The organism is Actinokineospora xionganensis (genome assembly GCF_014323725.1).
GTDB classification, from domain to species: domain Bacteria; phylum Actinomycetota; class Actinomycetes; order Mycobacteriales; family Pseudonocardiaceae; genus Actinokineospora; species Actinokineospora xionganensis.
The window spans coordinates 200,231-212,755 of sequence record NZ_JABVED010000009.1 but is presented as its reverse complement, the minus strand read 5'-3'; the positions used below and the strand labels follow the sequence as shown (position 1 = coordinate 212,755).

Annotated in this window: 14 protein-coding genes; 10 read left to right on the top strand and 4 right to left on the bottom strand. The window is 69.6% G+C overall.

Translation table 11 applies throughout. The features are described from left to right. The first annotated feature begins 53 nt into the window (after window positions 1-53). On the top strand, window positions 54-827 hold the full coding sequence (locus tag GPZ80_RS17680) for an enoyl-CoA hydratase-related protein (RefSeq protein WP_187221471.1): 774 nt from the start codon (window positions 54-56) through the stop codon (window positions 825-827). Then, the gene (locus GPZ80_RS17675; protein WP_187221470.1) at window positions 827-1,465 is read left to right on the top strand and encodes a GNAT family N-acetyltransferase; all 639 of its coding nucleotides are present in this window, start codon (window positions 827-829) and stop codon (window positions 1,463-1,465) included. Before GPZ80_RS17680 ends, GPZ80_RS17675 begins: the two co-directional genes overlap by 1 nt. Here GPZ80_RS17675 and GPZ80_RS17670 read toward each other — a convergent pair. Together GPZ80_RS17670 and GPZ80_RS17665 are read right to left on the bottom strand one after the other, a co-directional pair. Next, entirely contained in the window at window positions 1,462-2,973 is a 1,512-nt protein-coding gene (locus tag GPZ80_RS17670) for a chitinase (RefSeq protein WP_187221469.1), read from the bottom strand. The genes GPZ80_RS17675 and GPZ80_RS17670 overlap by 4 nt on opposite strands. 68 nt (window positions 2,974-3,041) lie before the next feature. Then, the gene (locus GPZ80_RS17665) at window positions 3,042-3,632 is read right to left on the bottom strand and encodes a hypothetical protein (protein WP_187221468.1); all 591 of its coding nucleotides are present in this window, start codon (window positions 3,630-3,632) and stop codon (window positions 3,042-3,044) included. A gap of 134 nt (window positions 3,633-3,766) precedes the next feature. Between GPZ80_RS17665 and GPZ80_RS33735 the strand changes: the two genes are divergently transcribed. Both GPZ80_RS33735 and GPZ80_RS17655 read left to right on the top strand, forming a co-directional pair. Continuing rightward, on the top strand, window positions 3,767-4,924 hold the full coding sequence (locus GPZ80_RS33735) for a sensor histidine kinase (RefSeq protein ID WP_187221467.1): 1,158 nt from the start codon (window positions 3,767-3,769) through the stop codon (window positions 4,922-4,924). After that, window positions 4,921-5,565 (top strand): response regulator, encoded by a 645-nt coding sequence (locus GPZ80_RS17655; RefSeq protein WP_187221466.1) that lies wholly within the window; start codon window positions 4,921-4,923, stop codon window positions 5,563-5,565. Before GPZ80_RS33735 ends, GPZ80_RS17655 begins: the two co-directional genes overlap by 4 nt. Window positions 5,566-5,897: 332 nt before the next feature. On the opposite strand, the gene GPZ80_RS17650 is transcribed toward GPZ80_RS17655, so the two are convergent. After that, window positions 5,898-6,455 carry an NUDIX domain-containing protein gene (locus tag GPZ80_RS17650; protein WP_512699354.1) on the bottom strand — a complete coding sequence of 186 codons (558 nt, stop codon included), beginning with the start codon at window positions 6,453-6,455 and terminating at the stop codon, window positions 5,898-5,900. Window positions 6,456-6,500: 45 nt separating this feature from the next. Between GPZ80_RS17650 and nucS the strand changes: the two genes are divergently transcribed. Continuing rightward, window positions 6,501-7,160: an endonuclease NucS gene (gene nucS, locus GPZ80_RS17645; protein WP_187221530.1), complete on the top strand. Its 660-nt coding sequence runs from the start codon at window positions 6,501-6,503 to the stop codon at window positions 7,158-7,160. A gap of 106 nt (window positions 7,161-7,266) precedes the next feature. Then, the gene (locus GPZ80_RS17640; RefSeq protein WP_187221465.1) at window positions 7,267-7,761 is read left to right on the top strand and encodes a hypothetical protein; all 495 of its coding nucleotides are present in this window, start codon (window positions 7,267-7,269) and stop codon (window positions 7,759-7,761) included. Window positions 7,762-7,811: 50 nt separating this feature from the next. Here GPZ80_RS17640 and GPZ80_RS17635 read toward each other — a convergent pair whose 3' ends face one another. Continuing rightward, the gene (locus GPZ80_RS17635; protein ID WP_187221464.1) at window positions 7,812-8,867 is read right to left on the bottom strand and encodes a cobalamin-independent methionine synthase II family protein; all 1,056 of its coding nucleotides are present in this window, start codon (window positions 8,865-8,867) and stop codon (window positions 7,812-7,814) included. 207 nt (window positions 8,868-9,074) lie between these two features. On the opposite strand from GPZ80_RS17635, the gene GPZ80_RS17630 reads away from it, so the two are divergent. The 4 genes from GPZ80_RS17630 (at window position 9,075) to dhaM (ending at window position 12,427) form a co-directional block, all read left to right on the top strand. After that, on the top strand, window positions 9,075-10,073 hold the full coding sequence (locus GPZ80_RS17630) for a hypothetical protein (RefSeq protein ID WP_187221463.1): 999 nt from the start codon (window positions 9,075-9,077) through the stop codon (window positions 10,071-10,073). A 73-nt stretch (window positions 10,074-10,146) separates the two neighbouring features. After that, the gene (gene dhaK / locus GPZ80_RS17625) at window positions 10,147-11,148 is read left to right on the top strand and encodes a dihydroxyacetone kinase subunit DhaK (RefSeq protein WP_187221462.1); all 1,002 of its coding nucleotides are present in this window, start codon (window positions 10,147-10,149) and stop codon (window positions 11,146-11,148) included. Beyond that, window positions 11,148-11,756, top strand: coding sequence for a dihydroxyacetone kinase subunit DhaL (gene dhaL / locus GPZ80_RS17620; RefSeq protein ID WP_187221461.1), 609 nt, complete (start codon window positions 11,148-11,150; stop codon window positions 11,754-11,756). The genes dhaK and dhaL overlap by 1 nt, the downstream gene beginning before the upstream one ends. Beyond that, a complete protein-coding gene (gene dhaM, locus GPZ80_RS17615; RefSeq protein WP_187221460.1) occupies window positions 11,753-12,427 on the top strand; it encodes a dihydroxyacetone kinase phosphoryl donor subunit DhaM in 675 nt (224 codons plus the stop codon). Before dhaL ends, dhaM begins: the two co-directional genes overlap by 4 nt. Window positions 12,428-12,525 lie beyond the last annotated feature (98 nt).

Genomic DNA, 12,525 nt, shown 5'->3' with positions numbered 1-12,525 from the left:
GTGAAATCCCGCGGGTGGTGGTCGGGTGAAGCAGACGGCAGTACCGTCGAGGCATGGCCGACTACCAGCACATCCTCGTCGAGCGGGCGGGCAGCGTCGTTCGGATCACCATGAACCGTCCGGCACGGCGGAACTCGCTGTCCGAGGACCACCTGGCCGAACTCCTCGACGCGTTCCGCGCGGCGGGCGCCTCCGACGCGACCGGGATCGTCCTGGCCGCGGAGGGGCCGGTCTTCTCCGCGGGCCACGACTTCGGCGACGTCTCCGCCCGCGACCTGGGCGGAGTGCGTGAGTTGCTGCGGCTGTGCACGGACCTGATGCGCACCATCGAGTCGGTGCCCCAGGTGGTCATCGCCCGTGTGCACGGCCTGGCCACCGCGGCGGGCTGCCAGCTCGTCGCCTCCTGTGACCTCGCGGTCGCCGCCGAGTCGGCGGGTTTCGCCCTTCCCGGCGGCAAGGGTGGATGGTTCTGCCACACCCCGGCGGTGCCGGTGGCGAGGGCGATCGGCCGCAAGCGGCTGATGGAGATGGCCCTGACCGGCGACGTCGTGGACGCCCACACCGCCGAGCAGTGGGGCATGGTCAACCAGGTCGTCCCCGACAACGAGTTGGACAAGGCCGTCGACGAACTGATGCGGCGCGCCACCCGCGGCAGCGCCGCAGGCAAGGCGCTGGGCAAGCAGACCCTTTACGCCCAGTTGGACCGCCCCGAAGCCGACGCCTACGCCATCGCGCTGGAAGTGATGGCGGCGGCCTCGCAGCTGCCCGGCGCCAAGGAAGGCATGGCGGCGTTCCTGGAGAAGCGCTCGCCCGTGTGGCCGGACTGATGACCGACCCGGTTTCTCCCCAGCGCCGAGAACGGCGTGATGGCGTCCCCGGACAAGCGTTCCCCGGTGTGGCCGGGCTGACGGCCGACGCGGTGCCTCCTCAACGTCCGGCGACACTCGCGGACGCACCGCGGATCGCCGAGCTGATGCGCGCGTCTGTGGGCGAGCTGTTCCCCCGGTTCTACGGCGAGCCGGAGACGGTGAGCGCGGTGGCATATATCGCGCACATCGACCTGACGCTGATCGAGGACGGCACGTACTTCGTCCACGAGGCCGATGGCGAGATAATCGCCTGCGGCGGCTGGAGCAGGCGCGGCAAGCTCTACACCGGCTCCGGGCCCGGCGACGACGATCTCCGGCTGATCGACCCGGCCACCGAGCCCGCCCGAATCCGCGCCATGTTCGTGCGGGCGGACTGGACCAGGCGCGGTCTCGGCCGGGCGATCCTCGAATCGTGCCGACGGGCCGCGGTCGCCGAAGGATTCGGTTCGCTGGCGCTCCTGGCGACCTTGCCGGGAGTGCCGCTGTACCGGTCCTTCGGCTTCCGCGAAACCGAACGGCGGGAAATCCTGATGCCGGACGGCGTGGAGATCGAAGGCGTGATGATGACCCGTGGTGTCGAGCCGCTTGCCGACTAGGGCAGGGTGTCCAGGTGCGCGGCCACCGAATTGGCGAACGCGTACCCATTTGAGGCGTCCCAGTTGATCGACCAGGTCATCGCCCCGCGGATCGTCGGATATGCCACGGCGGGGGTGAACCCGCCACAGTTGGTCCGCCGAGCCAGGCAGCTGAGCGCCGCGTTGACGTTGGCGGGGGACTGGTAGCCGCCGCCCGCACCCGAAGGCGAGGCGGGCAGTCCGAGACCGACCTGGTCGGCGCGCAGGCCGCCCTGCAACTGGATGCAGGCCAGCGCGGTCAGGAAGTCGACCGAGCCCTGTCCGTAGACCTTCTGGTCGCAGCCCATCATCGATCCGGAGTTGTAGTACTGCATGTTGACGATGGTCAGGATGTCCTTGATCGCCAACGCCAACTGGAAGTACCCGCCCGAGGTCGACTGCATGTCGATCGTCTGCGGCGCCATCGTGATGATCTTCCCGCCCGCCGCGTGGATCTGGCGCAGCGCGGAAGCCATGTGGGTGGCGTTGATGCCGTTCTCCAGGTCGATGTCGACGCCGTCGAACCCGTAGTCCCTGATCAGGCGGGCCATGCTGGAGGCGAAAGCGTTTGCGGCGGCCGAGTCGCCGACCGTCACGGTGCCCTTCTCGCCGCCGACGGACAGGATCACCTTCTGGCCCCGGGCCTGGGCCGTGCGGATGTCCGCCTTGAACTGCGCGTCCGTGTAGCCGCCGAGTTGGCTCGACAGACCGGAGTCGAGGGTGAACGTCACCGCTCCGGGCGTGCCCGGGACGGCGTCGGCGAAGGAGACGGCGATGATGTCGTAGGTGGTCGGCACGGCGGCGAGGGTGAGGGCTCGGGCGCCGTTGTAGAAGTTCTGCCAGTAGCCGGTGAGGACATGGGCGGGCAGCCCGGTCGTCGGCGGGGTCGTCGGCGTGGTCGTCGTCGGGTTGGTGGTTGTGGTCGGAGTTGTGGTGGGCGTGGTGGTCGACGGCGTCGTCGTAGGCGCCGTCGTGCTGGTGGGCGGCGTGGTGCCGGGGCCGTCGAGGACGACATCGTCGGCCCTGTAGGCGGGCTGGCCGTACCAGCCGTGCAGGTAGATCGACACCGAGGTGGTGGCCGCGCCCGTGGTGAACTTGGTGGAGAGCTGCGTCCACACGCCCGAGGTCGGGGTCCACGTGCTCGGGTCGCTGGTGCCCGTTCCGGTCGCTCCCAAGTAGGTGTAGGCGCCCTTGACCCAGGCGGTCAGGGTGTAGGCCGAATTCGGCTTGACGGTCACGGTCTGCGTGCACCGTGCGTTGTCCTGACCGGCAGGCGTGCCCGTCAGCGCATAGCTGCCGGCATGGGCGTCGCCGCTGGTCACGGCACCCGCGCTGGAACAGGACCAGCCGCTGAGCGACCCTGATTCGAATCCGGGATTGGCGACGAGGTTCGCGGCGGCCGCTTGTCCTGTGAAAGCCAGGATGAGCCCGACGCAGATTGAGAGAGCGGATAACAGGGCGACGATCGCTCGCTTGGCAGGGAGCGTCATGGCTGCCTCCAGGGCATGACAGCTGCAGGGTGGTCGAAATCCAAAAATGGACTAGACCACTTGGCCTGTCAACCCCCATGTGTTCCCATTACCGCCTCGTCGTCCCGGTCGAACAATGTCCATAAAGGACCAGTGGCGAACCAGATGGCCGTCACCGCGCCGAGCTTCGGGATCCACGCGGACCAACCCGACCAGAGTGCTGTCGTTCGCTCCGGTGAGCCGACGATGAACGACAACAGAGCCAGCACCGCCACTCCGATGCCGCACGCCAAGACGCACTTCCCCCATTCGCGCCATTCGTGGCGCGTCCGTTCCGGACCATGTTTGGGGACTCTCACCGGGCGCGGACCATCCGCGAACCGGTACGCGAACCATCGGTCGGCCCAGCGGATCACACTCGGTCCGAAAGCGACACTGAAGCCGAGATAGGCGGCGCCTAACCCATGCACCAAGCCGGCCTCGCCGCCACGGCGTAGATCCAGGACGGTCGCCAAGAGCAGGATGACGTCCACAATGGGCGTCGCCACGAGCAGGGCCGCGCCCGTCCGCCGCATCCGCAAGGCGTAACGGGAGACGAGGCCCGCGCCGAGCAACACCCAGAAACCGATCTCGCACAGGGCGATCACGGCGAAGAGTGGGTTGTCCAGAATGAATCGCACTCGCCAAGTCTGCCCCGGGCGGCCTGCCGCTGGTATCGGTCAAAGGTCGAGGATCGGAGTCATCCTTTAGTTGCAGACGGATCTAGGACTTTTGCCGGGGACGCTGGGGTGACCAGGTGTGTTGTGATTGTCGAGTGAGGGAACACTCGGCCCGACCGTGGCACAACCCGGCGTGGCACGCGGTCTTCGCGTTCAGCCTCGGCGCACTGGTCCTCATCAAGGATCTGGCGCCGCTCGACGCCGACGCACTGGTGAGCGCGCCGCGGTGGGCGCACGGGGTGGTCCTCGCAGGTATGTGCGCGCTCCTGTTGCTCCGCAAGCGCATGCCGGTCGCCGCGATGGTGGCGGGCTGGCCGCTTGTGGCCCTCGACGTCATCTTGGGGCTGACCCTGCCGGTGCTCCTGGTGGCGGGTGAGCACCTGCACTCCGCTGTGCTGTACGGGTCGCGCCGGGCCAGCCGGGTGATCGCGAGCGCGGTCGCGATCCTCATCGCGGGCGTCGTCGTGATCGCGGTCGTGCGCGGCTGGAACATGCGCTCCACCGCGGAACTTCTGCTGACGCTGTGCGCGCTGCCGCTGGTGCCGGTGTGGTGGGGGATGAACATGAGGCAGCAGCGGGAGTCCGCCGAAGCCGAGCGCGCCCGCGCCGACGACCTCGCGCGCATCGCCGCCCTCGACCGCGACGCCGCCGTCCACGCCGAGCGCGCCTCCATGGCACGCGACCTGCACGACGTGATCGCGGGTCACCTCTCGGCCATCGCCATCCAGTCCGAGGCCCTGCTGACCCTCCCCGACGGCCACCCGCGGACCCGGACGGTGCTGCGGTCGGTGCGCGAGAACAGCGTCGACGCCCTCGCCGAGATGCGCGCCATGATCGGTCTACTGCGCGCCGACGACGACGTCTCCGAACGCACCGCCCCGGCGCGCCTGCGCGAACTGGACCGGTTGATCCGCTCCGCACGCGCGTCCGGGCTCGACGTGCGGGTCGACGCCGAGCACCCGCCGGAACTACCCGCCGCGGTCGACCTGTCGGCGTTCCGGATCGTGCAGGAGGCGCTCACCAACGCGGTCAAGCACGCACCCGGGTCACGGGCCGAGGTGAACGTCCGCCACGGCGAAGGGACACTGGTCGTCGAGGTGATCGACGACGGCGCGGGCGCGGTGCTCAACCCGTCGGGAACAGGCCTGATCACAATGTCCGAACGCGCCCAGGCCGTGGGCGGGGTGCTCGTCGCGGGCCCATGCGCGCGCGGCTGGCGGGTACGCGCGGAACTGCCGGTGGAGGACGAATGACGATCAAGGTGCTGGTGGCTGACGACCACGCGGCGATCCGGGCCGGGCTTTGCCTGATCCTGGACAACGCCGAGGGCATCGAGGTGATCGCCGAAGCCGCCGACGGCGCCGCCGCGGTCCGCAAGGCGACCGCGCTGCGGCCGGACGTGGTCCTGATGGACGTGCGGATGCCCGAGGTCGACGGCATCGAGGCCACCCGCAGACTCGTCGCCGACGGCGTGTGCGCGGTGCTGGTGCTGACCACGTTCGACATGGACGAGTACGTCTACGGAGCCCTTCGCGCGGGGGCGGCCGGGTTCCTGCTCAAGTCCGTGGACGCGGTCCGGCTGATCGAGTCGGTCCGGCTGGTGGCGGCGGGGGACGGAGTTCTGGAGCCGGGAGTCACCCGCCGACTGATCAGCGCCTTCGCGGACGCCCAACCGAAGGCGACGGTGCGGCCCGCGGGGCTCGACGAGCTGACGGACCGGGAGGCGGAAGTGCTTGTGGGAGTGGGGGAAGGACTGTCCAACCAGGAGATCGCGCGCAAACTCGGGATCGCGGAGGCGACGGTGAAGACACACGTTTCGCGGATGCTGACGAAGTTGGATCTGCGGTCGAGGGTGCAGGCGGCTGTGCTTGCTCAGGAAGCTGGACTGGTTTAGTTGCTTGTTCAGCGGTTGGTTGGCGGTGGCAGTGGGTTTGGCCCCTTGCGAATTGGGGGTGGTCGCTGGGCGGAACACCTGAGCAGTCGACGTGCTGACCCGGCGGTACTACGGCAACAAGCGCCTGGTCGTTGATCGATCTACCGGAGACCTCACCTATTTGATCAACGACACGCCGACGCTGGCATCACTACGAATGTTGCCTGGTCAGGACTTCGAGACCCTGCCTAGGGCGAAGGTGCTGAGCAGCCGACGGACATCCCCGCCGCGACCAGCCTTGCTGCCCATCATGTCCACCAGCCTTGCCGCACCGCCCGCCGCGCGCAGTCAGGTCAGCTGGCGTCTCCGCGGTGGGGCTGGCCTAACCCCCGCAGCAGCAGCAGCAGCCCGTACGCCGCGATGGACTGGGCGTCGGTGATCTCACCCGTCCGCACGAGCCGTTCGAACTCCGCGCGGGTGAACCAGGCGGTACGCATGTCCTGTTCCTCGGGTTCGCGCTCCGGCTCGCCCTCGGTCAGGTCGGTCGCGAGGAACACGTGCCCGCGCTGGCTCGACATGCCCGCCGCGCAGTCGAGCGAGCCGATCTTGGTGATCGTCCCCGCGCGCAGCCCCGTCTCCTCTCGCAACTCGCGGGCGGCGAGGGTCGCGGTCTCGACGTGCTCGCGGTTGGGGGCGGTGCCTTGGGGGAACTCCCAGCGCCGCTCGCCGAGCGGGTAGCGGAACTGCTCGACGAGCATCAGCCGGTCGCCGTCGAGGGGGATGACCAGCGCGTAGTCGGGTTTGTCGATCACGCCGTAGATGCCCGCGCTGCCGTCATGGCGGCGGACCCGGTCCTCGCGGACGGTCATCCAGGCGTTCGCATAGACCTGTTCGGTGCCGAGGGTGTCCACGGGGTGATCCTGCCGCACCCGGCCGACGGGACTAACCTGCTGGCCGTGCGCCTCGTGATCGCTCGCTGCCAAGTCGACTACGTCGGTCGGTTGACCGCCCACCTCCCCATGGCCAACCGGCTCCTGCTGGTGAAGGCCGACGGGTCGGTGTCGGTCCATTCCGACGACCGCGCGTACAAACCGCTGAACTGGATGACGCCGCCGTGCTGGCTCACCGAGGAGCCGGACACGTGGACGGTGCAGAACAAGGCGGGCGAGAAGATCGTCATCACGATCGAAGAGATCACGCATGACTCCAAGCACGAACTCGGCCTCGAACCGGGCCTGGTCAAGGACGGCGTGGAGGCCCACCTCCAGGAACTCCTCGCCGAACACATCACCACCCTCGGCGACGGCTGGACCCTGGTCCGCCGCGAATACCCGACCGCGATCGGCCCGGTCGACATCCTGTGCCGCGACAACACCGGCGGCTCGGTGGCCGTGGAGATCAAGCGGCGAGGCGACATCGATGGCGTGGAACAGCTGACCCGATACCTGGAACTGCTCAACCGGGACCCGCTGCTCGCCCCGGTGCAGGGAATCTACGCCGCCCAGATCATCAAGCCGCAGGCCCGCGTGCTCGCCGAGGACCGCGGAATCCGGTGCGTGGTGCTGGATTACGACACGCTGCGCGGAATCGAATCGGACGAATTCCGCCTGTTCTGACAGTTGGTCCGATCCGGTGATCCGGGTAACGGATCGGCATGGGTCCACGACGTTTCCCACGTGATCTTGCTCCGCGAATCCGCGGAATGAAACCAATGGGGGAATCATGTCGCGTCCAGGTATTCGCGCGGTCAAACTGGCGGTCGCCGGGCTGGCCGCCGCCGCTGGGATCGCGGTGGTGGCGGTGTCGGCGAGTGCGACAAGCCCCGTGGGGCCCGCGCCGACCCCGCGGATGACGGCTGACGCCGTCTCCTGCGTGCTGGACAGCCTCGGGGTGTGCACGGTGTCGCACGCGCTGGGCGTGGCGCCCACGGCGGTGGTCGTCTCGGCGAACACGCCCGCGGGCTGGAACGGCTTCATGCTCAACACCGTGCGCGACTCGTTCACCCCGACCACGTTCAAGGTGCGGGCGATGGTCACCGCCACCCAGCCCAAGAGCGGGGCGACTATCTGGTTCTCCTACAGCGCGTTCGCGGCTGCCCCGACCGCGCCGATCACCTCCACCACGCAGCAGCCGACGACCACGATCACGCCCACGACGACGATCACGCCCACGACGACGATCACCACTGAGCCCACGGCCGTCACGACGACTCGCTGACCTCACCGCGGGCGGGCGCTGTCCAGTCGAACAGCGCCCGCCCGACGGGTCTACAGCAGCTCGGCCGCCAGGCGTGTGCCCGCGACCCGTGCGGCGATCTTGGCGAACGCCGTGTCCCGCGAGGTCGAGACGTCGTCGGCGAACGGTGAGAAACCGCAGTCGTCGCAGGTGCCGAGGCGGTCAAGGGAGATGAACTCGGCGGCTGTCAGCACGCGGTCCCGCACCTCCTCCGGGGTCTCCACGCGCGGATCGATGGGGTCGGTCACACCGACGAACACGCGTTGTTCTTCCGTTGAGTGTTCCCTGATCGCGCCCAACACCCGGCGCGGGTCGGACTCGCTCGCCAGTTGGACGTAGAAGTTCCCGGCTCGCAGATCGAACAGTGCCGGAAGCAGGTCGATGTAGTCGACGTCGAGGCTGTGCGCCGAGTCCTGATCGCCGCCGGGGCAGGTGTGCACGCCGATGCGCTTGCGCTCCTCATCGGTGAACCGGTCGAGAACCTGGTTGTTCAGGTCCACGAACGCGCGCAGCAGCGCGCCGCTGGGGTCGAGCTTGAGCGACAGCCTGCCCTCGGTGAAGTCGATCTGCACGCTGTGCGCGCCCGCGTCGAGGCTGCGCCGGATGTCGGCCTCGGCGCCGTCCACCAAGTCGTCAAGGAACTGGTCGCGGTCGTAGCCGGGCACCCCGTCGGCGGGGTAGAGCAGGCTGATCGCCGACGCCGCGATCACTGCCTGCTTGACAGGCCTGTCGGTGTGCGCGCGGGCCTTGGCCAGGTAGCTGTCGGCGTGGATCTGGTAGCTGAATGGCCCGGTCAGGCGTGGCAGCTGCCGGGTGTGGCCGTCCGCGAACGGGATCACGGCGCCGTCGGGGGCCAGCGCGTCGAGACCGGCGATCGGGTAGGTGACGAAGCTGGGTTTGCCCTGTTCGCCGTCGGTGACGACCGGTGACCCGGTCTCCTCGAACCGCCGCAGTGTGTCGACCAGCGCTTTCTCGGTCGATACCGCGAGCATCGCGTCGTCGATTCGGCCGGCCGCGTGGTCCCCCAAGGCTTCGATCAGGAAAGCGGGTCGGGGGATGCTCCCGATGGGTTCGGTGGGCAGTGACACGGTGGGTCCTTCCGGTGCTTTTCGTGGTCACCACCGAGCGTGCCCAAACTCGTGTGGCCGGTGGCCGATCCCGACCAGGATTGACCCGAATAGATCAAGTAATGCGCATGTCGTCGTAGTGCGGGCGACCCGGGGCCCGCCGCTCGCCGCGCTCGAATAAGCCGGTTGCCGACACACGGTCGGCCGCGACTGGCTACGGTTCACGCCGTGAGGCGTGCAGCGCGGTGGTCGGTCGGCGTGGTCGTGTGTCTGGTGGGGGTGCTCGCCGGGTGCGCGAGCCCCGACCTGGCCAAGAAGAACTTCCCCCGGTCCACGGTGGCCGCGGCGGCCGAACTCGGCGGCGGCGGAGGTGTCGACACCCCGGTCGACGGCAAGCCGGTCGGGGGCGAGGCCGCGTTCACCGCCGAGAACCTGCGGCTGGTCGACCCCTGCGCGCTGCTCGACGACCAGACCATGGCGTCGGTGGGCACCCCCGCGAAGAACCGCCTGCGTGACCTCGGCGCCTGCGCGCACTACATGAAGGACAAAGCGGGCAAGGAGCTGAACTTCAACCTCGTCCTCGGCGAGTCGGCGAGTGGGAAGTCGGCCGAGGGGACGTTCAAGATCGGCGGCCTGCCCGCGAGCGAGTCCGAACTCGAGGACAAGACCGCGTGCTTCATCGGCGTCATCACCGAGGCCTCACCCAAGCGGGCGATCACGCTGCAGATCAGCGGCCCCGCGGGCCCCCTCTGCGAGCCGGGGCGCAAGGTGATGGAAGGCGTCATCAAGAACCTGCAGGCGGGCGCGCAGAAGCTGGCGCTGGCCAAGGGCACCGTGGCCGGGATCGACCCGTGCGCGGTCCTGGACGAGTCCACGGTCACCGAGAACATCGGTGAGGCCAACGCCCGGCCCACCACACTGCACTCGTGCGACTGGAGTCCCAACGGCGCGTCGTTCTCCCTGAACTTCAAGGTCGGACCGAAGCCCGACGACCTCGCCGACGCCGCGGAGACCACCCCGGTGGACCTGGGCGGGGTGAAGGCACAGAAGAAGCTCTCCGGCGACCGCTGCAGGCTCGACTGGGCCCACGCGCCCTTCCCGCCGAACAACGAGTGGGCCGAGGTCGTCTCCCTGTCCTTCAGTCGCTACGACGACAAGGCGGGCGACCCGTGCGCCAAGGTCGAGGCCGCGGCGAAGGCGCTGATCCCCAAGCTGCCCACAGGCTGACCTGCACGCCTTTCGCGCCGGGCCGCGGCGGTGTAGGAACGGAAGACGCACCCGTTCCGGTGAGAGGCGCGCGATGAAGAAGATCATCAACGATCCGACGACCATCGTGGCCGACGCGCTGCGCGGGATGGCGCTCGCCCATCCGGGTCTGCTGCGGATCACCGAAGACCCGGCCGTCGTCGCCCGAGCGGACGCGCCGGTGCGGGGCAAGGTCGCGATCGTCTCCGGCGGCGGTTCCGGCCACGAGCCGCTGCACGGCGGGTTCGTCGGCCCCGGGATGCTCGACGCCGCCTGCCCGGGCGCTGTCTTCACCTCCCCCACGCCCGACCAGGTGCAGGCCGCGGTGACCCAGGTCGACGGCGGCGCGGGTGTCCTGTTGGTGGTCAAGAACTACACCGGCGACGTGCTGAACTTCGAGACCGCCGCCGAACTCGTCGCCGCCGACGGGATCGACGTGCGCACGGTGGTGATCGACGACGACGTCGCGGTGCGCGATTCGACGTGGACGGCCGGGCGGCGCGGCGTCGGCGGGACGGTCCTGCTGGAGAAGATCGTGGGCGCCGCGGCCGAGTCCGGCGCCGACCTCGACACCTGCGAGCGGCTGGCCCGCGCGGTCGTGGGAAACGTGCGGTCGATGGGCATCGCGCTGACCGCCCCGACGGTGCCGCACGTCGGCGAGCCGAGCTTCACCCTCGCCGAGGACGAGATGGAGGTCGGCATCGGCATCCACGGCGAGCCGGGCCGCAGCCGCGAGCCCCTGGCCGACGCCGACGCCATCGTGGCCGCGCTGCTCGACCCGATCCTCGACGACCTCCCGTTCGCCGAGAAGAGCCGGGTTCTCCTGTTCACCAACTCCATGGGCGGCACGCCGCTGCTGGAGCTCTACCTGGCCCACGGCATCGCCGAGCGGATGCTCGCCGAGCGGGGGATCACGGTCGAACGCAGACTGGTGGGACCGTTCATCACGAGCCTGGAGATGCAAGGCATGAGCCTCACCCTGCTGCGCCTCGACGACGAACTCACCGCCCTGTGGGACGCGCCGGTCCGCACCGCCGCGCTGCGGTGGGGAGCCTGATGGGCTGCGACGCGGGCGCCGTGGCCGCCGCCATCCGCGAGGCCGCAGCCGTGATCACCGAGCACCGCGACGAACTCGTCCGGCTCGACCAGGCCATCGGCGACGGCGACCACGGGGAGAACCTCAAGCGCGGTTTCGGCTTCGTCGTCGCCCGGCTCGACGAGTCCACTCCGGACACTCCGGCGGCGGTGCTCAAGCTGGTCGCCACCACGCTGATCTCGAAGGTCGGGGGAGCCGCGGGCCCGCTCTACGGGACGGCGTTCCTGCGCGCGGCCACCGCGCTCGGGGATGGCCCCGAACTCACCCCCGAGCTGATCTCGACCGCGTTGCGGGCGGCGGTCGACGGTGTCGTCGCCCGAGGCAAGGCCGAGGTGGGGGACAAGACGATGGTCGACGCGCTCGTGCCCGCCGCGAAGGCCCAGGGGTCGACGGTCGGCGAGGTCCTGCGCGCCGCCGCCGACGCCGCGGAGGCGGGCGCGGAGTCGACCGTGCCGCTGGTGGCGCGCAAGGGACGCGCGTCCTACCTGGGGGAGCGCAGCGCGGGCCACCTTGATCCGGGTGCGCGGTCCTCGGCTCTGCTGCTGCGTTCCTTCGCGGATTCGACATGAGCCGGGTCGGACTGGTGATCGTCTCGCACAGCCAACGGTTGGCGGAGGGCGTCGCCGAGGTGGCCGCGCAGATGGCTCCTGACGTCACCATCGCCACCGCAGGCGGCCTCGACGGCGAACTCGGCACCGACTTCGAGGCGGTCTCGCTGGCCCTCGAAGCCGCGCAGAGCGGCGCGGGCGTGGTCGTGCTCTACGACCTCGGCAGCGCGAAGATGGTCGCCGACCTGGCCGTCGAGATGCTCGGCGATCCCGACTCCGCCGCCGTCGTCGACGCGCCGCTGGTGGAGGGCGCGGTGGCCGCGGCCGCCGCCGCGCAGGGTGGCGCGGACCTCGACGCGGTGCTCTCCGCCGCCGCGGGCGCGATGGGCGACCTGATACCCGACGAATCCGACTCCACTGAGGGTGTCGAAATCCTGCTCACCAACGACGTAGGCCTGCACGCGCGTCCCGCGGGCCTGCTCGCCCGGGCCCTGGCGGGGGTGGAGGCCGAGGTCACGGTCACTTTCGGCGGACGCGCGGCGGACGCGCGAAGTGTGCTCAGTCTGATGGGTCTCGGCGCGGCCGGTGGTGACCGGGTGCGCGTGGCGGCCACCGGGCCGGAAGCCGACGAAGCCATGCGGAGGGTGGCTGACCTGGCCGAACGCGGTTTCGAGGAGAGCTCGCCCGGGTGAGAGTGGCGCAGTTCACCTGGCGATCCCCTGGTCGCGTGGCATCATCAGCACACGATGTTACTGACAGGTAGCATCTGTTGTGCTTTTCGGTGACTGCG